The following is a 20,353-nucleotide window of genomic DNA, read 5'->3' as shown; positions in this document are numbered from 1 at the left end:
CTTTAAATTGTGTTGTCTTATTCTACCACGCCATCCGTCCTTAGGGAAGGTTTTTAGAATTTAAAGTCGATCGTTGCCGAGACGCCGACGCCCTGGACGCGGCTCAGATTGCTGACGTCCGTCGATTCAATCGGGATCAGGGCATTGGCACGGGCGATGCCGTTAAAGGAAGCTTCGAGTTGGGCGACGGCCTTTACTTTATCGACCTGAGCCGTCGGTCCGACGACCTGGACGGCACCGATGTATTTGCCCGTGCCGACACTGACGATGGGGACGACTTTCGTCGCGTAATCCGTGCCGACGCCGTTCTTCATGAGCAGCTTATTGAGAAAATCGTTGATGGAGTCGCCGTATTTGGATACCAAAACGGTGATGCCGCCGACTTTTAAAATAGAGCCGAGGTTGAAGGCCTGGACGGCGGTGCCGCCGGCAAAACCGAGCAGGGATGCGATGGTTACAGCTGCGATAACTTGTTTTTTCATAGAAAATACCTCCTAACGGTGTTTGGGAAGGGAACTGCCGCGGGCTAGTGAAGCCGCTGCGGCGAAAAGGCAAAGGACAGACAACAGGAGAAAAGAGATGTGAAAGGCGCTTAAGACGCCGTCTTTGTAGGCTGCGGCCTGTTCCGTTTCAGCCGTCATGATAAAGGTGACGGCTGCCATGCTGAAGGCTTGGCCTAAGTTGCGCGACAGGGCCAACACACTCGAGGCGATGCCGTGATGCATCTTTTTGACAGAGCCCATGATGGCGCTGTTGTTAGGTGCTCCAAACAAGGCGGCTCCCATGCCGATGACAGCCAGGCACAGTGCCCCTTGGCCGACGGAGAGGTCGGGGAGGACGGCAAAGGCCAGAAGTCCCGGTGCGGTCAGGAACAGGCCGAGGGAGGCAATGCCCCGCGGTCCGTATTTGTCGGATAAATCGCCGGCTCGCGGCGACAAGACAGCCATGACCAAGGGCTGAATCAATAAGACAGCTCCTGAGACGGCCGGTGTGAGGCCGAGGATGACCTGCAGGTAGAGGGACAGGAGAAAGGACACGGCATAGGTCGCACTGTACTGGATGAGGGCGGCCAGGTTGGACATGGAAAAGGTCAGGCTTCGGAATAAGTAGAGGGGAAGGAGCGGATGAAAGGACCGCCCTTCGTGAAGGACGAAGATGACCGAAAGGACGAGGCCGGCGTAAAAGAACGAACTGTTGTCTGAAAAGGATGACAGGCCGTATAAGGTGCAGAGAATGGCACTGACGGACAAGACGGAACTGACAGCATTGACGAAAGGAGCCCCGTTTTCATACCATTCTTGTCGGACAGGACGGATGAAAAGGTATGAAAGGAGGACCAGGGCTGCTGCCAAGAGAAAGATGCAGCGCCAGCCGATGAATTCTGTCAGGGCACCGCCGATGACCGGGCCCAATGAGAGGCCGAGATAGGTCAAGGCGACGGCCTGGCCGAGAATATGGCCGTGGCGGGATTCGTCTGTCGTCGCCAAGAGGAGCGGCATGTATGATACATAGATGCCGGCCAGGGCGATGCCTTGAAAGGCCCTGAGGCCGATGAGAAGCGGCAGGGTTTGAGCAAAGGCCGCTGCTGCCGACGACAATGCCAGAATCACTAAGGACGCAGAGTACGTCCGCCGCCGGCCGTGGACGTCGGATACCTTTCCCAAGGGAAGGAGAAAGGCCGCCGTCGTCATCAAAAACAAGGTGACGACCCAGCTCATGCGGTCCGGCGTCGTGCTGAATTGATCGGCCATGACCGGAATGGCGATGTTGATCGACGTAGACAGAAAAGGGCCGACGAAACTTACCAGGCAAATCGAATAAAAAATACGCTTTTCTGTCGTCATCACTGCACCTCACTAATGTCACTGTCATAGCTACATTATACCAGTATATGCGGGCAGGGTGAATGAATTATTAAAAATTTGCAATTTTCTAACACGGGGACTGTCTTCTTGAAAAATGAATTTTTCCAGCTATAAGAGATGTAGAATTTGGAGATTTATGGTATAGTAAAAGAAAAATTACCGATAAAGGAGGTTGTTTTCTATGGATTTAGGACTTGGCGGCAAGGTCGTCGTCATTACCGGCGGGACGGCCGGCATCGGCCTTGCGGCTGCCAAAACTTTTTTAGCGGAAGGCGCATCGGTAGCCGTCTGCGGCCGGTGTCGGGAACTTCTCGATGAAGCCGTAAAAACACTGGGAGAGGCTGTCTTTGCCTGTCAGGCTGATATGACCGATGAAGCCGATGTTTCTGCCTTTGCCCATCAGGTCTATGCTCATTTTGGCCGTATCGACGTGTGGGTCAACAATGTCGGCGCCTCCTTTGTCCGTCAGGGCGATTGGTATACGCCGTCTGAAATAGACGCTCACTACGCGGTCAACTTTAAGTCCGTCGTCATGGGCAGCCAGGCAGCGATTCCTTTTTTAGAAAAGCAGGGCGGTGTCATCATTAACGTATCGTCCCTGGCCGCCCGCTGTGCGACCTCCGGGCGGGCGACGCTCTACGGGGCCATGAAGGCTGCCGTCGTCAACTACACCAATACCCTGGCCGGTGAAGTGGCCGCTAAGGGAATCCGCGTTCTGGCTATCATGCCGGGATTCACCTTGACCCCCTTAGTGGCAGCGACTATCGACGAAGGTGAACTTCAGAAGCAGGTCAAAGAATGCCTGCTCCGCCGTCCGGCCAGTCCGGAAGAAATCGCCGGTCCCATCGTCTTTTTAGCCAGTCGGCAGGCGTCGTATATGAATGCCGCTGTCCTGGAGGTATCGGGCGGACGCAACGTGACCTTGAACCCGGGTTACTCCTACGGTGACTGATCTATTTTTTACGAAAAATAAAAAATCTTTTTTGAAACTATACTTGACAAGGTATGTTTTAAAGTGTACTATTGTTGTAGACATTGAGAAATGCAATGACCAAAACAAGTACACATAGGATGAGACAACAGAGAAGACGGGTCACCGGCTGAAAGCCCGTTCGGCCTTGGAATATGGTGGAATGCATTTGGGAGCAGGATGAAGGAATTGAGTATGTCATCCCGTATTACCGACGTTACCGGTTTCGAGTGGCAGCTGCAGGCTGCAATTCAGAGTGGAACCGCGGTCCGCCGTCTCTGTTGTGGAGATGGGCGGCTTTTTTTGTATGGTTTTCTGATTAATTGGATATTGAAGCGCAGGGGGATTTATAATGACACAAAGCAAAAAGGAATTAGTCTTAGCGGCTATGGATGGAAAACAAGTTGAACGCGTACCTTCCGGATTTTGGTTTCATTTTTTAGACGATGAAATTCATGCCAACTCCTTTGAACATCCGGAATTGATGGAAAAAGTCTTTGCCGGCCAGACACGCTATATCGACGAAGCGAAACCGGACTTCGTTAAAATCATGACTGACGGATTTTTCCCGTATGAAAATGAAACGGCCATGAACCTCAAGACGGCAGCTGATTTTAAAAATATAAAGCCCTTAGCCGATGACGACAAGTGGTTTACCCAGCAGATTGACTATGCCAAACGCCTTACCGAACGCTATGGCGACGAATTGGCTATGTTCTTCAACGTGTTCTGTGCCGGTACGACGGTTAAGTTCATGCAGGCCGACCTCGATGCCAGCGAAGCCTTCCTGGCCAATGCCGTCAAGGAAGACCCCAAAGCCGTGCGCCAGGGGCTGGACGTCATTTCCCATGATTTGGCTAAACTTGCTAAACGCCTGATTACCGAAGGCGGTGTTACCGGCATTTACTTCAGCCTTCAGAATTTACTGGGCATTTCGCCGGAACTGTATAAAGAAGTGCTGGAACCGGGGGAAAAGGAAATCTTAGCTGCTGCCAACAGCGTCAGCGACTATAATATCCTCCACATCTGCGGTTATGCAGGCCACCGCAATGATCTTTCCTTCTATAAAGATTATGATGTAAAGGCCGTAAACTGGGCCGTTGTCGTAGAAGGCGTTTCCATTCCGGAAGGTCGGAAAATCCTGAACAATCGGACGGCTTTAGGCGGCTTTGGAAACTTAGACTCTGAATTGTTGTATAACGGCTCGAAAGAAGAAATTCAAGCCGAAACGAAGCGGATCTTGGCAGAAGCCGGTCGGCAGGGAGTCCTTCTCGGCGCAGACTGCACCGTTCCGCGTGATATTGATTGGAAACATTTTGAGTGGGTTCGTGAGGCTGCCCGATAGGCAGAGAGAGGAAGATGAAAATGAAGTTTACCATGAAGAAGTTAGGAAAAGCCGTCTTGACGGCAGCATTAGTCGGTGTCGTCGCAGCTGTTTTGGCAGGCTGCGGTAAACAAAGCGATTCTGCCGCCGGCGGCGGAGACGGCCAGAAAAAGGTCGTCAACGTAGCCTTTACCAATTACTATGTGCCCTATGACTTCGTAAATGACAGGGGCGAGCCCGACGGCTTTGAAGTTGCCGTCATGCAGGAAGTAGCCAAGAAACTGCCTCAGTACACCTGGAAATTTACACCGACTTCCGACGATGACCTTCTCATCGGCGTCGAATCGGGCAAATACACCATCGGTACCAAGGGCATTTGGAAAACGGCTGCTCGGGAAAAGAAATATATCTTCCCGAAAAACTACATCGGTGCCAGCGTTATCGGCTTAGTCATCCGCAAAGCCGATGCTGACAAGATTCATGATATGGATTCCTTTGCCAAGTACAGCGGCAAGCTCGTTCCCATTGCGCCGCAGGATGCCCGCTACATGGTCATCGATACCTACAACCAGGAACATCCGAATCAGCAGATCAAGCTCCAGTCGTCGGAAGCTTTCCAGATTGCCGACGCTTACAGCTGGGTCATGGAAGGCCGCTATGACGGCTACCTCGAAGTTGAGTTGAGCTATAAGAACAACATCGTCAAAGACGATGCGCCGTACCATAAGTTTAACGACAGCCTGACCTATATCCGCTATAAAGGCATTCCGACTTACCCCTTGTTCAACAAGAAGGAACAGCAGTTGGCTGACCAGGTCGACCAGGCTATCGACGAACTGCGCAAGGAAGGCAAGATCGCCGAACTGGAACAGAAATACTTCGGTGAAAGCTTGTCGAACTATATTACTCAGTAAAGGCGAAGGAGGACGTTTTGATGGATACACGTGTATTTAATCCGTCTGTCATCTTCTCGGTTATGCCGGATTTATTGTCGTATCTATCGGTAACGCTGCTGGTAGCCGTTTCAAGCATCGTATTGGGGTCCCTCCTGGGGATGGGCCTGACCTGGGCCAAACTCGGCCGTCACCGGGTTTTGCGCTGGCTGGCTCACGGGTACACTTATATTATGAAGTGTACCCCGCCGATCGTGCTGCTGTTCATTGTCTTTTATGGACTGCCCAAGCTGATAGAATCGATGACGGATTATGATATTAATGATATGAATCGGGCTCTGTTTGCAATCATTACCTTTACCCTGTTGTTCGGGGCCTATATTTCAGAAGTCTTTCGGGCCGCTTATGAAGCCGTGCCCAAAGGGCAGTATGAAGCCGGGGTCAGCATCGGCATGACGCCGTTCCAGACCTTTTACCAGGTCCTCCTGCCTCAGGCGGCTTTGATTGCCCTGCCGAACTTTGGCAATTCAACTATTAACCTGCTGAAGGAAGGAGCCTTAGCCTATACGATTGGCCTCATCGACCTGATCGGTAAGGGAAATTTAATTATCGCCCAAAATTTTGGAGCCTATAGTATTGAAATTTATTTGGCCTGCATGATCATTTACTGGATCATGACCCTTATCGTTGAAAAAGGCTTTGCCCTCCTCGAAGGCAGCCTCGATAAGGGCGTTCATTTAGGCCACGCCCGGGCGGGAGGAGGTGAGCAGTAAATGGAACTCGATTATGGTTTTATGATTGAAACCTTTTATAAGGTTTGGGACGGTATCGGCGTTACCTTAGGGCTGACGGCCCTGTCGCTGCTCATCGCCCTGCCTATCTCTTTTTATATGGCCGTCATTCGCCTGAGAGGGAATAAGTTGGGGACGGGAATTACGCGATTTTACATCTCCTTTGTCCGCGGGACGCCTTTGGTTCTGCAGATCCTTTTGATGTACAGTTTATTGCCTAGCTTCCTAAACTTTGCCCTGAAATCCATGGGTTCGTCCTTCAATATCTTTGAAAGCGTCAACCCCTTCTGGTATGCCGTCATCGTCTTTTCTCTCAATACCATCGCCCTGTTGGCCGAGGTATTCCGTTCGGCTCTGATGAGTATCGATAAGGGACAGATGGAAGCCGGCGTATCCATCGGCCTGTCAGAGTGGCAGACTTATCGCCAGATTATCATCCCCCAGGCCATGGTCGTCGCCTTGCCAGCGGTGAGCAACATTACGGTCAATTTAATCAAGGGGACATCCCTGGCCTTCTTGATGACCGTCAAAGACGTATTGGCCATCGGGAAGATTGCCGCATCTTACGGCTACAATTATATCGAAGCTTATTTGGACGTCTTCGTCGTTTACATCATTGTCTGCACGATTGTCCAAATCGTTTACCGCATAGCCGAAAAACGAGTCGGCGCCTTCCGTGCCGTGTAAGGAGATAATACCTATGTTAATGTCTATTAAAAACGTCCGTAAAAAGTTTGGCGGCGTAGAGGTCTTAAAAGACTTGAATATGGAAATCGACAAGGGAGATGTCGTCGTCATCTTGGGCCCGAGCGGCTCGGGAAAGACGACCTTCCTGCGGTGTCTTAACTTTTTAGAACGGGCCGATGCCGGTCAGATGGAATTTGCCGACATGAACATCGATTTGAGCAAGCCTTCCGATAAGGAAATTGCCGCTGTTCGCAAGAAGACGGCCTTCGTTTTCCAGGGCTACAATCTGTTTGCCAATAAGACCGTTTTAGAAAACGTCATGCTCGGCCTGACGACGGGCCGCGGCATCCCCAAGGCCGAAGCCGAACAGACGGCACGGGATGCCTTACAGCGGGTCGGCATGATCGACCGGGCCGACTACTATCCGGCTCAGTTATCCGGCGGCCAGCAGCAGCGTGTCGGCATCGCCCGGGCTATCGCCGTCAATCCCGACGTCATCTTGTTTGACGAACCGACGTCGGCCCTCGACCCGGAACTGGTCGGTGATGTGCTGAAGGTCATGCGTGATTTGGCTAAAGCCGGGACGACGATGATCGTCGTCACCCATGAAATGAAATTTGCCGCCGACGTGGCGACTCATGTCATCTTTATGGATGGCGGCGTCATCGTCGAAGAAGGCTCGTCGGAAGATATCTTCCGCCATCCGAAAGAAGCGAGGACCAAGCAGTTCCTGCACCGCATTTTCTGTACGGCCTTCGATGCACCGGAATTAGACTGAAAAATTGAATAGAAAGAATTAAAAAAGACGATCGTATCCCTCTGTCACCCCTTCAAGGGGAGGAGGATAGGATCGTCTTTTTTGGACGTGTATCTTTGGACTGTTTTTAGCCGACGATAGAGATGATTTCTTCCGGTGCGTCGACGAGAATCTTGGCGCCGTGGCGCTTCAGAAACTCTGCCGGGCGAAAGCCCCAGGTGACACTGATGCAGTCGAGGCCGGCGTTGTCAGCCGTTTGGATGTCGATTTCAGAGTCCCCGACGTATACGGCCTGTTCCGGCGCGACGGAAAGATCAGCGAGGGCCTTTTTGACCATGTCCGGTGCCGGCTTGCGGCGAATGTCCGGCTGTTCGCCGAGGACCTTGTCGAAGAGGTCCGGAAAATAGTCGGCTGCCAGGCTTTGTACGGCCGGGTCCGGCTTATTCGATACGACGGCGACCTTGATGCCTTTTTCGCGGAGGCTGCGGATCATGGTACTGATGCCGGCATATTCACCGGTCTTCACGGCGCAGTGGGCGGAGTAATAGGGCTTGTAAATATCCTGAATGCGGACGATTTCCTGACTGTCGAGTTGGGGCGTGATTTTGTCGCCGGGTTGACCGACGGCTTCGAGTTCGTCATACGAGGCGAGGCCTTTTTCGATGGCTAAGGTCCGGGTAATGGCGACGGTGACGCCGCTTCCGAAAAAGTTCCTTACATCGGCTGTGGTGTAATCGTGTTTATGACCGGCCTTTTCTAAGGCATAGTTTAAGGCATCGGTCAGGTCATCTAAGGTGTTGAGGACGGTGCCGTCCATATCGAAAATAACGGCGCTGTATTTTGTGGTTGTCATTGAGAGCCTCCTGTGCTGTTTAGCTTTCCATTTTGCGCGGCCTCGTTAGGTCAGGCTGCTTTGATAAATCTTTTCCAAGTTGTCCCGCATGCGGTCGACGTAAGATTTGCCGTCTTCACTGGTTTCCATGGTGTGAATCGTTTCGACGCGGGCACCGACTTCGCGGGCCAGGGTTTCTGACGTTTCGGGACTTACCATGTCTTCGACGAAGATGGTCTTTACGTTGTGCGCCCGGCAGTAGTCGGCGAGCCGTGCCAATTGCCTTGCACTGGGCTCACCGCTGGAAAAGACGGACTCGACGCTCTGCTGGGTCAGTCCGAAGTCGCGGCATAAGTAGGCAAAGGCCGCGTGGCCTGTGACAAAATCTTTGCGGGGGGCCTTGGCGAATTTGCCGGCATATTCGTCCTGCAGGGCTTGGAGCTGACGGTTATACTTTTCGGCGTTCTGTTGATAGTAGGCTTTGTTTACCGGGTCGGCCTCGGATAAGGCGTCGGCAATGTTGGTAACTTCCTGCTGGGCATTGATCAGGCTGAGCCAGATGTGAGGATCGTAGTCGCCGTGATCGTGTACCTCTTCTTCATCGGTGAGTTTAATGGGCGTAATGCCCTTCGAGGCGTTCACGGTATGAAGAGACGTGTTTTTGGCGGCGTCGACGACCTTATTCGCCCACGGTTCCATGCCCAGGCCGTTGTAGACGAAGAGCTGCGATTGGCCGAGGCGCTTGATGGTCTTCGTCGTTGGCTGAAATTCATGAGGCTCTGTCCCGTCGGGAATGAGAGTGTAGACATCGACTTTATCGCCGCCGACGGCTTGGGTGAATTCTTTTAAAGCGTCAAAAGTGACGGCGACCTTTAGTTTTCCGTCGTCCGGCGTATCGGCTGTAGTACCGCAGCCAGCCAGGATCAGCAGGCTCAGGGCAGCGGCGAAAAGCAGTATGAGCCGCCCGAGGCGACCAGGGTGATGTGATGACATAGATACCGACCTCCTATGGCGTTCATCGTATCACGGACGCCTTTTTTTGTCAATTACTTGCAAATGCCTTGCATTTTCGTTTGCGTCGGGATATAATAAACTACCGATAATTTTATGAGAGTGGAGGCAGTTATGATCGATTTACAGCACGTTTACTTCTCCTATGAACACGGCGAGTATTTGCTGGAAGATATCAATATGACCATTCGTAACGGCGACTACATTTCTGTCGTCGGTGAAAACGGCAGCGGCAAGAGTACTTTGATTAAACTCATCTTGGGGCTCCTCGTGCCGAGCCGCGGTGTCATTTCCAATACCTACCGCCATCGGGCCTATGTGCCCCAGCGCTTTGAAACCTTGAACAGTCAATTTCCCATCACCGTTTGGGAAGTGCTCAACTGTTACCGTCAGGTCCTCCATTTGAAGGACAAGGGCCTCATCCGGACCTGCCTGGAACAGATGGGAGTCTATGATTTAAAAGACCAACTCATCGGCAGCTTATCCGGCGGCCAGTGCCAGAAAGTCCTCATTGCCAGGGCTCTCATGGGTGACCCGGATTTGCTCATCTTTGACGAACCGTCGACGGGTATCGACGTCCGCAGTCAGGAAGAACTGTACCCCTTTATTAAGGATTTAAATGAGAATAAAGGGATTACGGTCATTACGGTAGAGCACAACTTGAAATTTGCCGTTCGCAACTCGACGAAGCTCTTTCACGTCGTCAGCGGCTGCGGCCATTTCTGCTCGCCCAAGGCCTATCTCGATGAATATATGTCGGTTACGATGGGAGGGGAACACTGATGTTTGAATATGCCTTTATGCAAAATGCCTTTATCGTGGCCATCCTCATTTCTATCGTCTGCCCCCTCATCGGCATCTTTCTCGTCCTGCGCCGCTACTCCATGATTGGCGACGCCTTATCCCATGCGTCCCTGGCCGGTGTTGCCGTCGGCCTGCTCCTCGATTGGAATCCCGTTCTCGGCGCCTTTGGCCTGACCAGCTTTTTCGGCATCCTCATCGAAGTCTTGCGCAGCCGTTTCAGGCGCTACGCCGAACTCATCCTGGTCATCATCTTATCCCTGTCCGTGGGTCTTGCCATTACCATCATCAGTGCCGGCCTGGTTCACACTAATGTGGAATCCTTCTTGTTCGGCAGCATCCTCACGGTCTCGACGGATGATGTCTACGCCGTCATCGCCCTCAGCGTCGTTTCCATGGCCCTCATTGCCAAGCTCTATCCTCAGCTGGTCATGCTGACCTTTGATGAAGACGGGGCTCAAATCGCCGGCGTTCACAGTAAACTCGTCAATTATATTTTTTCCGTCCTGGTAGCGGCGACGATTTCCGTATCCATCCGCATCGTCGGCATTCTGGTCATCAGCTCCCTCATCGCCCTGCCGGTAGCGGCAGCTCTGCAGCTGCGGAAAGGCTTCCGTCAGACCTTGATGTACTCTGTCTTATTCAGTTTCATCGACATCTTGTCGGGCCTCTTCCTGTCGTACTATATCGATGCCGCTCCCGGCGGGGTCACGGCCCTGACAGCCGTCGCCGTCTTGGTCCTGGTCATCATCTATAAAGAAGGAATCCTGTCATTTAGAGAAAAGAGGCGTCAGTCATGAGTGATTCTTACAAAGATTGTCTGCGCCGATACGGTCTGAAGAGCACCAAGGCCCGCAACGGCGTCCTTGCCATCTTAAGCCGTCAAGAAAGCGTCGTCACCGTTGAAGCCGTTTACACGGAGCTCCTCGAAGGCGGGGATAAGGTCAGCTTTTCCACGGTCTATCGCATCTTGGAAATGTTTACCAAGCGGGCCTTGACGGAAAAAGTCTTTCTTCCGGATGAAGGAAAATACGGCTTTTCTCTGCGCCGTCCGGGCCATACCCATCGTTTAATCTGTTTACAGTGCCATAAGATCGTGGACTTATCTCACTGCCCGCTCCATGATTACGAACGGGACGTCGCTAAGCAGACCAATTTCGATATCGTCAGCCATAATTTGGAACTTTACGGGTACTGCCCGACTTGCAAAAAGAAGCTCCCGCCGCCGGAACGGTAGGAGCTTTCGCTGTATCAGCGGATAAACTTGATGAAATTGTCTTTGCGCGGGGGTGCAGCCGGTTCAGGGCCGTCACCGTAGCCGACGATGCAGTGGCCGACGCCTGTCAGGTGCTCCGGAAGTCCCCATTCACGGAGAAGAGCCTTTCCTTCAGGGAGCTCAAATTCTTCCTTAGCCCTGTTTATCCAGCAGGAACCGAGATGAAGCGCTGCGGCAGCATTCATGAGATTGCCTAAAATAAGGCAGCCGTCGGACCAGGCGTTGGGGGATTTTTTCATATCGGCCAAGACGACCAGCGCTGTCGGAGCCCCGTACAAGGGGTCCGAATCGGTTCCTTTTATTTTTGCGTTCATCGCCGTCAGGCGGGCTAAGGTGTCCGTGTCTTGGACGACGACGATCGTACAGGGTTCAATTCCGTTGGCACTGGCGGCGTTCATTCCGGCTTGGAGAATAAGATGGAGGTCTTCATCGCAGACTTGGGCTTTTTTGTATCTGCGGACACTTCTCCGTGTTGTGAGGGTGCGAATCGTTTCATTCATAAAATCACTCCTTGAACTGCTGCGGCAAGCCGATTTCGGAGGCTCACCGCCGTGAATATGTATCAGCCTCATTATAGGGGATTGCTCCCAGCGGAAAAAGAGCAGAGATGAGACAAAAAAGGAATCTTTTTTCCCGTCGGCAAGTCTCCGGCGGCGATATCTTATATCTTTCGCCATTACTGGCGATTTGATGGAAAAATATGCTATAATAAAACGATTAGATAGTGATGAAGATAGTATCTAGGAGCGATTGCATTGAAACCACAAGCACCGAAGCTTTCACAGGAGTATATTCAGCCGTTGGCCGATGTTTTCAAAGTGTTGGGCGATCCGACGCGGCTTCGTATTTTACGCCTTCTCATGGATGGAGAAGTCTGCGTTCGCTGTATTTCTGAAGAACTTGGCATGGGGCAATCAGCCGTATCTCATCAACTGCGGATTTTGCGGGATGCCCGCTTGGTTCAGTTTCGGAGGGACGGAAAGAACGTACAGTACTCATTGGCCGATGCCCACGTATTTACGCTGCTCAACGTCGGGTTGGAGCACGTCGCCGAATAAGGGGGGCCTATGTATCTTTGTGTAATGCGCCACGGAAAGGCACAGCCTTTTTCTTTGAAAAAGCCGGATAAACTGCGGGAATTGACGGATAAGGGGTGCTGGCAGGCGGCATCCATGGCCCAATGGGCATCCTCATGGTGGCCGGAGGGGAAAACGGCTCTCTGGGTCAGCCCCTATGTACGGACCTGCCAGACCGCATCTTATTTGGAACAGGAGCTGCCCATTGCGCAGTTCCATACCCATGAAGCCCTGGCTTCGGGAGATCTGGTCGCCGTATACGACCAAATCCTTAGTCAGGAGAAATCAGACGTCGTCTGTATCGTCGGCCATTCACCCTTCCTCGACCGCTGGGTTCAGGCTTGGACGGGAACGGCCGTCGACTTCAAGACCGGCAGTATGGCTCTTTTGGACTTTGACGTCCATGGCGGGCGAATCGGTTCGGCATCCTTGCTTTTTTATGTCCATCCCAAAGCACTTAAATTTTGGGAAGCGTCTCGTAATAAATAACGATGGTTGGAGGTTTTATCCATGATGAAACATGTATTGTCTATAGCCGGTACCGATCCGTCCGGCGGGGCCGGTGCAGCTGCTGACTGCAAGACCTTTTGTGCCCACGGCTGTTTTGCCTTGAATGTCATTACGGCCGTTGTTTCGCAGAACACTCAGGGCGTTCGCGGCTATATGGACGTTACGCCGGAACTCATTGCCTCTCAGATCGATGCCGTATTTGAAGATATCGACGTCGACGCCGTTAAAATCGGCATGGTCAGCGTACCCGAAACGATTCGAGTCATTGCCGAAAAATTAAAACAGTACCGTCCGGCCTTTGTCGTCGTCGACCCGGTCATGGTAGCTACCAGCGGCCATCGCCTGCTGGCGCCGGAAGCCGAACAGACCTTAAAGGACGTCTTGCTGCCTTTGGCTGATGTGCTGACGCCGAATCTGCCGGAAGCGGAAGTCCTGACCGGCCGGAAAATTGAAAGCTTCCAGGATATGGAAGAGGCTGCGAAAGCCATTGCTGCCATGGGAGCCAAGGCCGTTTTGGTAAAAGGCGGCCACCGCATTGCCGATGCGACGGATGTCTTGTTCGACGGCAAGGAATTCCATTATTATAAGGGAAAACGCATTGAAAGCACGAGCACTCATGGCACGGGCTGTTCCCTGTCGAGTGCCATTGCCTCCAATTTAGCCAACGGCATGACCTTATCCGATGCCGTCCAGGCTGCTAAAACTTATGTCTTTGAAGGGATCGCCCATGCAGAGCCCATTGGCAAAGGCCATGGTCCGATCCATCATTTCTATGAATTATATAAGAAAGCAGGTGTGAATTGATATGAACATCACATATTCTTTGAAAAAGACCTGCTGCCTGGTCATGACGGCAGCTTCTATTGGCGGCGCCGCTTTGGCAGCAACGCCTCAGGATACGTATGAAGAAGCGGCCCGCAATATGGCGGCCCATCCCCAGGGGGCTTATACCCTGACCTTAGGAATCAAGATGCCCTTCGTCGGTGACGGCGCCGTCATTAATCAGATCAATATCCAGGAACGGCCTTTTGTCGTCGAATCGCAAGTAAAGACCGAAGGCTTTGCTGCCCAGGCCATGGATAATATTCCTCAGAACAAGGCTTATGGCGTCCAGAACGGGAAAAAATTCGACGTCTACTATATGGGCCAGGAAAAAGACGGCCAATGGATGAAGAAAAGCTATGACTTAAAGGATTCTAAACCCATTTCCAGTTATTTAACCAGCGACCACAACGTCCTTGCCGGCGTAAAATCGGTGACCCGTGCCGGCGGCAACGACTATCATGTCGTCTTTGATGCATCCCGCATCTATACGGCCTCGGATGAAGCCAATTGGAAGAAGGAAGGCATGACCGATGAACAGATCCGCGTCTTGGCCAAAGTCCTTCAGGGCCTGCAGAAAGTCGGCGACGTTCAGACTGTCGTTACCATCGATCCTTCGACGAAGCGCATTTCCCGCATCAGCCTGCCTTTGACCGACCAGCTCCGCAGCCTGGCCTTGACCTTAGTCGATGAATTCGGACGCAATGACGCTGAAAAAGCCGTATCGCAGTCCTTCATTAAAATGAGCGAAGTCAATTTGACCGTTGATTATACGGCCCTGCCCGAGGGAGCGCAGCTGACCGTTCCGGAAAATATTATAAAAACGGCTAAAGCAGAAAAGTAAATGTAAAATTTTTGTGTAAGATTGAAGGATTATTCAAAAAAAATAAGCTGAATTGTTGACAGCGTCCCGGAAATAACGGAAAATATGGTAGAAGGAATTATTTCCAATACTGTTCGTTATATCTTCATATAGGATAGACCTGTAGCTCCGATAGGGGGCTCCGGTTGGAACGGATACAACTATATTTATTTTTAGGAGGTATATTTTGGCTAAAAAAGAAAAACTCATGGTAATTCCCTTAGGGGGCTTAGGAGAAATCGGCAAGAACATGACGGTTATCCAGTACGGAAACGATATTATCGTCATCGATGCCGGTCTGGCCTTCCCTGATGACGATATGTTCGGCATCGACCTCGTCATTCCGGACATGAGTTACTTGATTGAAAACCGGGACAAAGTACGGGCTGTCGTCATTACCCACGGTCATGAAGACCATATCGGCGGCCTGTCCTATTTGCTCAATGAAGTAAACGTGCCCGTGTACGCAACGAAATTAGTATGCGGCCTCATTGAAGGGAAGCTCAAAGAAAATCACATTACGAATTACACGCTGAATGAAGTTCATCATGGTGACGAAGTACAGATCGGCTGCATGAAAGTCGGCTTTATCCACACCAATCACTCCATTCCTGATGCCAGTGCCCTTTATTTCCGTACCCCTGTCGGAACGATTGTCCACACGGGGGACTTTAAAGTCGATATGACCCCGGTCGACGGGAAACAGATGGACATGCACAAATTTGCAGAATTAGGACGCCGCGGCGTACTGCTCCTGATGTCGGACAGTACCAATGCTGAACGGCCGGGGTACACTGAATCGGAAACGACTGTCGGCCATGCCTTCCGCAAGGCCTTCCGCGCAGCTAAGGGTCGTATTATCCTGGCGACCTTCGCCTCGAACATTTCCCGTATCCAACAGGCTATCAATACGGCCATCCAATTCAAGCGCAAGGTAACCGTTCTCGGCCGCAGCATGGTCAACAACGTTCAGGTTGCCATTGAACTGGGCTACCTCGATGTGCCCGAAGGCGTCCTCATCGAACCGGATGAGCTCAACCGTTATCCGGCCGATCAGGTCCTCATCCTGACGACGGGCAGCCAGGGCGAACCGATGGCCGGGTTGTCCCGTATGGCATCCAATAACCACCGCAGCGTCAGCATCATGCCCGGCGATACGGTCATCATTTCGGCAACGCCGATTCCCGGCAACGAAACCGGTGTCGGCCGTACCATCGACAACCTCATGCGCCTCGGTGCCAATGTCATCGCCGGCCGGGATAAGAAAATTCACGTATCCGGCCATGCCAGCCAGGAAGAACTGAAGCTCATGCTGGGCTTGATTAAGCCGAACTATTTCGTCCCTATCCACGGTGAATACCGCATGCTCCGGACTCACGGCGACTTAGCTGTCATGATGGGCGTCGACAAAGATCACGTCCTCATTGGCGACAATGGACAGATTTTTGAGTTTTCCAATCGCTCCGGCCATAAGACGGGCCATGTCAATGCCGGCCGCGTCTTCGTCGACGGCCTCGGTGTCGGCGACGTCGGCAACATCGTCATCCGCGACCGCCAGCAGCTGGCTATGGAAGGCGTGGTCATCGTCGTCATGACCTTGGCTAAGGGTACGAGCCATCCTTTGGCCGGCCCGGATATCGTATCCCGCGGCTTCGTCTATGTCCGCGACTCTGAAGAACTGATTCGCGAAGCTCATGACCGGGTAGCAGCCGTTCTCGAACGCTGTGAAGCCGGCAACATTCGCGAATGGGCTGTCATCAAGTCTCAAGTACGCGATACCCTCAGTCGGTATCTCTATGAAAAGACGCGGCGCCGCCCGATGATTTTACCGATTATTATGGAAGTATAAAACGTGAAATATAGTTGTACTGTGACAGCGGAGGCATCTCTTGTCTCCGCTGTTTCGCAGTTTTTACCGGAAGGGGGAAATTTTATGGAGCAGAAGCGTGTTACGCCGCTGACGACGGCCGGTTGCTTTGCCGCCATAATGCTGGTTTTTGCGCTTCTAAGTACATATGTACCTGTTTTTTCTTTTTTTGGCTACTTCATCATGCCCGTGCCGATGACGATTATTTTTATGAAGTACGGCCTGCGTTATGCCCTGCTGCTCGGCGTCACCGTCGGTGCCCTTATGAGCGTGTTTATCGATCCGATTACAGCGCTCTATCAGCTCATTATCTTCGGCTCTGTAGGCCTTGCTTTGGGAATTGGCTTTCGCCATGAATGGCCGGCTGTGCGCCTCTTGGGAACGGTCGCCGTCGTGCTGGCCGGAGCCTTTGCCCTTACGTGCCTGTTGGCTTACGTCGTGATGGATATCAACATCTTTACCCAGCTCAACGACTTCTTTACGCAGCTCATGGATACCATGGCGGCTCAGTATAAGTCACAAGGGATGTCCGATGTCCAAATGACGGAATCCATGGCCCAACTGGCGCAGGTGCGGGAATTGCTGCCGTCTCTCCTGCCCATGTTCTTTGCCTTGGGCATGCTTATCATGGCCTATATTCACATCGCCTTTTCCCAAGTTATCCTGCGGCGCCTGGGCTTTTCGGTCCAGTCCTTTTTGCCTATTCGTTATTGGGAAATGCCTCGTTGTATGATATACTTATATATATTGGCCTTGGTCATGAAGTATTGGGGCGTTACCCGGGAGATCGACTGGCTGAATATCATCGGTATGAATCTCTCTCAGATTGCCTACTTTTTTCTTTGTGTTCAGGGGATTGCCCTTATTTTGTACCTCATCAGCCGCCGTTTTCAATTGGGAAATGGCCGGCAGGCCCTGATCCTCATCTTGTTTTTTGTCATGCCTGTTTTTTCGTATGCGGCCTTTGTGGCCGGCATCTTCGACATGCTTGCGAACTATAGAAAAAAAGATTACACGCGTTAGTGTGCAGGGGGCGGAACCATGTTTAAAAATTTGCTGTCAAGACGGTCTGACGGACCTTTTTTCCTGATTGCTGTCTTGCTGATTCTTGTCATTGCCGTCTATAATTGGATCGTTGCCTTACTGGGCGTCATCCTCATCGGCGGCGCCTATGTCCTGACCCGCAAGAATCACAATGAGCGCAGCCGAGAAATAAGTCAGTTTTTCGATGCCATTTCGCGCAGTGTCGATCAGGCATCGACCTATGCTGTACAAAACCTGCCGATCGGTATTGCCATTATCGATATGCAGTCGAATCTCTGCTGGGCCAACAGTGTTTTTCGCGATTGGGTAGGCGATATCGACAATGATCAGAAGCTGGATCATATCATGCCCAATTTGAAAGTTGATAAATTTTGGGGGAAATCAGGTTACTTCTTTGAACATATTGGGGAACGGTACTACCGCGTCGTCTATAAATACCTGCAGACGGAAGCGGCGGAAGACGATAACTACCTCATCCTTTACTTTGAAGACATTACCGATACGGAACGGCAGAAGCTGAATTCCCTGGCCGCCGTTCCCGTTTTTTGTGATATTGAAATCGATAATATGGAAGAAGTCGCCAAGGGCATGACGGCCGTCCAGCGGGCGACGCTGGTGACCAATGTCAATAATGCCCTCATCGGAGAACTTTCCGGTTTCCAGATTCTTGCCTCGCAACAGCATATAGGCATATTTCAGCCGAGCACGTTTAAAGCCGAAACCGACGGCCATGCGAATCAGATGAGAAGGCTCGATTGCCAAAAGCGTGTTGTATGAGGTATTGGCAGCTGGGATTCTGGACGCTGCCGCAAACGTATTAATCTTATCGCTGGTTTCGTTCTCATAAACAGAGATCAGTGTCTGGATGAAGTTATTCTCCGTCAAGCTCTGACCACCAGAGTTGACCCGGACAAAAATATCTGCGACATTTTCCTCATCTGCGTTATAGCTAATCTCCAAAGTAGGCAGAGAATAATCGGACAGATTCAGTAGAGCATTGATGCTATCTTCGATTCTATCTTCTTCCTCGTCTGTTAACAGCGGAAATTCCTTCTTACTACGGCCTTCGTTAGCCTCCCTGATAAAATGACGCCGCAGAGAACTGATGGAATTATCCTCTTTTGCCAGAAAAACATCACTGATGCGGCTGATCCACTCAGTGTCCTTTTCATATGCCTGAGACCATACGGCAAATTCACGAGTCAGCGGATTATAGGAGATTTTGATCTCACGATCTGCAAAGTTCTTGTCTTTCACCTTAACAGCAAACATAGCTGCAACAAGGGCGGTCAGTCGCTGCTGTCCATCAATGACAAGTTCTTTGGGTTCTTCGTAAGTCTTTGAGTTATCACCGATTGTACTCTTTTTGCTTTCGTAATCCGCCGGAGACTCCCAAAGCATAATGTAGCCAATAGGATACCCTTTGAGCATGGAGTCAAAAAGTTCACGGACTTTATTATCTTTCCAAACAAACGGACGCTGAAGATCAGGTAAACCGATACGACCATTGCGCACATCCTTGACCAAATCTCCTACTTTACTGGGGATATTCTTGAACAATTCATTTCCCATACGGAACCTCCGGAAAACTTCATTTTGCTTGCTGCAATTTCTCTCTAAAAGTCTACCATAAGTGGTGTCCGTTATAGTGGACACTTAGGATTTCAATTTGTATGTTCTATTGCGGTTGCCGCCTTCGGTAATAATGATTTCTTCTTTCACCATTTTTGTAAGCACTGCTCTGGCACGAGGACTGCTGATCTCCAACAGATCCGCAATCGTTTTACAATCCGCTTGAATCTCGTGGGTCAAGTATTCGATGACGGATTGTTTTTGCCTGCTGTAAATTGTGGAATTGCTTGCTTTTATCGCTTGCTTTTTATCGCTTGCCTTTTCAAAGGCGAGCGATAAAATTGTCCGCTCTGGCTCCAGTTGCTCTGTAATCTCCGGAGTTGTCCAATTTTGCTCGCGCCAGACGCGGAAGATATTCGGAATGCCGCTACCAGCACGCTCACCAATATCAATCAGGTTGAACATCTTCAGCATCGTTCCGTTCCGCGGATCAGAAACACCACCGCTTTTTGCGGCATCAATTTCGATGCGGAAGCTGCCCGGATTAGACATCGTAATGCTGTTACGCTTTTTGACGATGACCAACCCCTGTCTGCCGTAATAATCGGCATTCACCAAACAGTTGGCCAGTGCTTCACGCAGTGCCTGATGCACTGGGGTATCATCTATACGGGTACCACCGTCCATTTTGAAGGGCACCTTAATATCCTGAATCAGCTTGTTGTAGACCCGGAAATAGAAGTCATACACATTGCCGCTCCAGTCTCCGGAGGAGGAGATGATACGGTCAGTCCAACGGGTATCAGCGTCATACTGTTCCTGATAGTCCAGAAAGTAAGCGTTGAATTCCCGCACAATATCGTATTCGTTGCCGAACATGAGAAGTCCGGCAGAAGTGGGATGCTTTTTCCCATCAGAGCCGATGCCCACGGCACCCAGCTTCAGGAGGAAATCTTCATCCTCCAAGGCTTCCCACACATGGCCGGGACGGGAGAGGCGCATCCTCTGGCGATAGCTGCGGACGCTCTCCTGATTGAACACTGTCAAGTCCATCTCGTTCAGAACCAGCATATCCTGCGTCTTTACCGATGCATCGCGCACCATGGCCTGATATTCTTCCTTGGTGCAGCGGTAGTCACCCTCTCCGTTGCGGCGATAGGTGCAGAGAGGGTTACCATCTACATAAACCGGCTTATAAGAGCGCTCTGCACGGGGAACATTGATGACCACAATATGGTTGCCATCCACCTCCTGGACAAATACGTCCTTGGAGGACAGCACATTAACGCTGGTCTTATTGGGGTTATTGACGATGTCCCAGAACTCCTTAATGAGTCTGTCAGGGTCGGGCAGATCTACCGTGTGCAGGGATTTATCCGCCCATTCTTCCACT

General features: G+C 51.4%; 23 protein-coding genes. 15 read left to right on the top strand and 8 right to left on the bottom strand.

Annotation, left to right across the window (positions count from 1 at the left end):
* Window positions 1-53 precede the first annotated feature (53 nt).
* A complete protein-coding gene (locus QZQ46_RS02010) occupies window positions 54-482 on the bottom strand; it encodes a hypothetical protein (protein WP_044502885.1) in 429 nt (142 codons plus the stop codon).
* 12 nt (window positions 483-494) lie between these two features.
* Window positions 495-1,844 (bottom strand): MFS transporter, encoded by a 1,350-nt coding sequence (locus QZQ46_RS02005; RefSeq protein ID WP_296826318.1) that lies wholly within the window; start codon window positions 1,842-1,844, stop codon window positions 495-497.
* A 202-nt stretch (window positions 1,845-2,046) separates the two neighbouring features.
* On the opposite strand from QZQ46_RS02005, the gene QZQ46_RS02000 reads away from it, so the two are divergent.
* The 6 genes from QZQ46_RS02000 to QZQ46_RS01975 all read left to right on the top strand — a co-directional run bounded on the left by QZQ46_RS02000 (window position 2,047) and on the right by QZQ46_RS01975 (window position 7,308).
* On the top strand, window positions 2,047-2,817 hold the full coding sequence (locus QZQ46_RS02000) for an SDR family NAD(P)-dependent oxidoreductase (RefSeq protein ID WP_296826316.1): 771 nt from the start codon (window positions 2,047-2,049) through the stop codon (window positions 2,815-2,817).
* A gap of 370 nt (window positions 2,818-3,187) precedes the next feature.
* A complete protein-coding gene (locus QZQ46_RS01995) occupies window positions 3,188-4,180 on the top strand; it encodes a uroporphyrinogen decarboxylase family protein (RefSeq protein WP_296826314.1) in 993 nt (330 codons plus the stop codon).
* Between the two features lie 20 nt (window positions 4,181-4,200).
* Window positions 4,201-5,073 carry a transporter substrate-binding domain-containing protein gene (locus tag QZQ46_RS01990; RefSeq protein WP_296826312.1) on the top strand — a complete coding sequence of 291 codons (873 nt, stop codon included), beginning with the start codon at window positions 4,201-4,203 and terminating at the stop codon, window positions 5,071-5,073.
* Window positions 5,074-5,093: 20 nt separating this feature from the next.
* Entirely contained in the window at window positions 5,094-5,825 is a 732-nt protein-coding gene (locus QZQ46_RS01985; protein WP_296826310.1) for an amino acid ABC transporter permease, read from the top strand.
* Window positions 5,826-6,530, top strand: coding sequence for an amino acid ABC transporter permease (locus QZQ46_RS01980; RefSeq protein ID WP_296826308.1), 705 nt, complete (start codon window positions 5,826-5,828; stop codon window positions 6,528-6,530).
* 13 nt (window positions 6,531-6,543) lie between these two features.
* On the top strand, window positions 6,544-7,308 hold the full coding sequence (locus QZQ46_RS01975) for an amino acid ABC transporter ATP-binding protein (protein WP_296826306.1): 765 nt from the start codon (window positions 6,544-6,546) through the stop codon (window positions 7,306-7,308).
* Window positions 7,309-7,414: 106 nt separating this feature from the next.
* Here the strand turns inward: QZQ46_RS01975 and QZQ46_RS01970 are convergent, their stop codons facing one another.
* Window positions 7,415-8,140, bottom strand: coding sequence for an HAD family hydrolase (locus QZQ46_RS01970; RefSeq protein ID WP_296826303.1), 726 nt, complete (start codon window positions 8,138-8,140; stop codon window positions 7,415-7,417).
* Window positions 8,141-8,185: 45 nt separating this feature from the next.
* A complete protein-coding gene (locus QZQ46_RS01965; protein WP_296826301.1) occupies window positions 8,186-9,112 on the bottom strand; it encodes a metal ABC transporter substrate-binding protein in 927 nt (308 codons plus the stop codon).
* 132 nt (window positions 9,113-9,244) lie between these two features.
* Here QZQ46_RS01965 and QZQ46_RS01960 point away from each other — a divergent pair, with 132 nt between their 5' ends.
* The 3 genes from QZQ46_RS01960 to QZQ46_RS01950 are packed head-to-tail and all read left to right on the top strand — an operon-like array spanning window position 9,245 to window position 11,168.
* Window positions 9,245-9,913, top strand: a complete 669-nt coding sequence (locus QZQ46_RS01960; RefSeq protein WP_296826299.1) for a metal ABC transporter ATP-binding protein — start codon at window positions 9,245-9,247, stop codon at window positions 9,911-9,913.
* Window positions 9,913-10,731, top strand: coding sequence for a metal ABC transporter permease (locus QZQ46_RS01955; RefSeq protein ID WP_296826296.1), 819 nt, complete (start codon window positions 9,913-9,915; stop codon window positions 10,729-10,731). The genes QZQ46_RS01960 and QZQ46_RS01955 overlap by 1 nt, the downstream gene beginning before the upstream one ends.
* On the top strand, window positions 10,728-11,168 hold the full coding sequence (locus tag QZQ46_RS01950; protein ID WP_296826294.1) for a Fur family transcriptional regulator: 441 nt from the start codon (window positions 10,728-10,730) through the stop codon (window positions 11,166-11,168). Before QZQ46_RS01955 ends, QZQ46_RS01950 begins: the two co-directional genes overlap by 4 nt.
* A 14-nt stretch (window positions 11,169-11,182) precedes the next feature.
* Here QZQ46_RS01950 and QZQ46_RS01945 read toward each other — a convergent pair whose 3' ends face one another.
* On the bottom strand, window positions 11,183-11,707 hold the full coding sequence (locus QZQ46_RS01945; RefSeq protein WP_296826292.1) for a nitroreductase family protein: 525 nt from the start codon (window positions 11,705-11,707) through the stop codon (window positions 11,183-11,185).
* Window positions 11,708-11,962: 255 nt separating this feature from the next.
* Here QZQ46_RS01945 and QZQ46_RS01940 point away from each other — a divergent pair, with 255 nt between their 5' ends.
* The 6 genes from QZQ46_RS01940 to QZQ46_RS01915 all read left to right on the top strand — a co-directional run bounded on the left by QZQ46_RS01940 (window position 11,963) and on the right by QZQ46_RS01915 (window position 17,367).
* Window positions 11,963-12,265: a helix-turn-helix transcriptional regulator gene (locus QZQ46_RS01940; protein ID WP_296826290.1), complete on the top strand. Its 303-nt coding sequence runs from the start codon at window positions 11,963-11,965 to the stop codon at window positions 12,263-12,265.
* A gap of 9 nt (window positions 12,266-12,274) precedes the next feature.
* The gene (locus tag QZQ46_RS01935) at window positions 12,275-12,772 is read left to right on the top strand and encodes a histidine phosphatase family protein (protein ID WP_296826288.1); all 498 of its coding nucleotides are present in this window, start codon (window positions 12,275-12,277) and stop codon (window positions 12,770-12,772) included.
* 21 nt (window positions 12,773-12,793) lie between these two features.
* Window positions 12,794-13,597, top strand: a complete 804-nt coding sequence (thiD, locus tag QZQ46_RS01930; RefSeq protein ID WP_296826286.1) for a bifunctional hydroxymethylpyrimidine kinase/phosphomethylpyrimidine kinase — start codon at window positions 12,794-12,796, stop codon at window positions 13,595-13,597.
* 1 nt (window position 13,598) lies between these two features.
* A complete protein-coding gene (locus QZQ46_RS01925) occupies window positions 13,599-14,459 on the top strand; it encodes a hypothetical protein (protein ID WP_296826284.1) in 861 nt (286 codons plus the stop codon).
* Window positions 14,460-14,664: 205 nt separating this feature from the next.
* Window positions 14,665-16,326: a ribonuclease J gene (locus tag QZQ46_RS01920; RefSeq protein WP_065360383.1), complete on the top strand. Its 1,662-nt coding sequence runs from the start codon at window positions 14,665-14,667 to the stop codon at window positions 16,324-16,326.
* 84 nt (window positions 16,327-16,410) lie between these two features.
* The gene (locus QZQ46_RS01915) at window positions 16,411-17,367 is read left to right on the top strand and encodes a YybS family protein (protein WP_296826282.1); all 957 of its coding nucleotides are present in this window, start codon (window positions 16,411-16,413) and stop codon (window positions 17,365-17,367) included.
* 117 nt (window positions 17,368-17,484) lie between these two features.
* Here QZQ46_RS01915 and QZQ46_RS01910 read toward each other — a convergent pair whose 3' ends face one another.
* From QZQ46_RS01910 to QZQ46_RS01900, 3 genes are all read right to left on the bottom strand, one after another.
* On the bottom strand, window positions 17,485-17,730 hold the full coding sequence (locus tag QZQ46_RS01910) for a hypothetical protein (protein WP_296826280.1): 246 nt from the start codon (window positions 17,728-17,730) through the stop codon (window positions 17,485-17,487).
* Window positions 17,731-17,769: 39 nt separating this feature from the next.
* Window positions 17,770-18,960 carry a DUF262 domain-containing protein gene (locus QZQ46_RS01905; RefSeq protein ID WP_296826278.1) on the bottom strand — a complete coding sequence of 397 codons (1,191 nt, stop codon included), beginning with the start codon at window positions 18,958-18,960 and terminating at the stop codon, window positions 17,770-17,772.
* Window positions 18,961-19,044: 84 nt separating this feature from the next.
* A partial coding sequence (locus QZQ46_RS01900; RefSeq protein ID WP_296826276.1) for an ATP-binding protein occupies window positions 19,045-20,353 on the bottom strand: 1,309 nt, incomplete at its 5' end.

The sequence above is a fragment of the uncultured Megasphaera sp. genome (assembly GCF_900539295.1).
GTDB lineage: Bacteria > Bacillota > Negativicutes > Veillonellales > Megasphaeraceae > Megasphaera.
The sequence above is the reverse complement of the archived record's forward strand: the minus strand, read 5'-3'. Positions and strand labels throughout refer to the sequence as shown.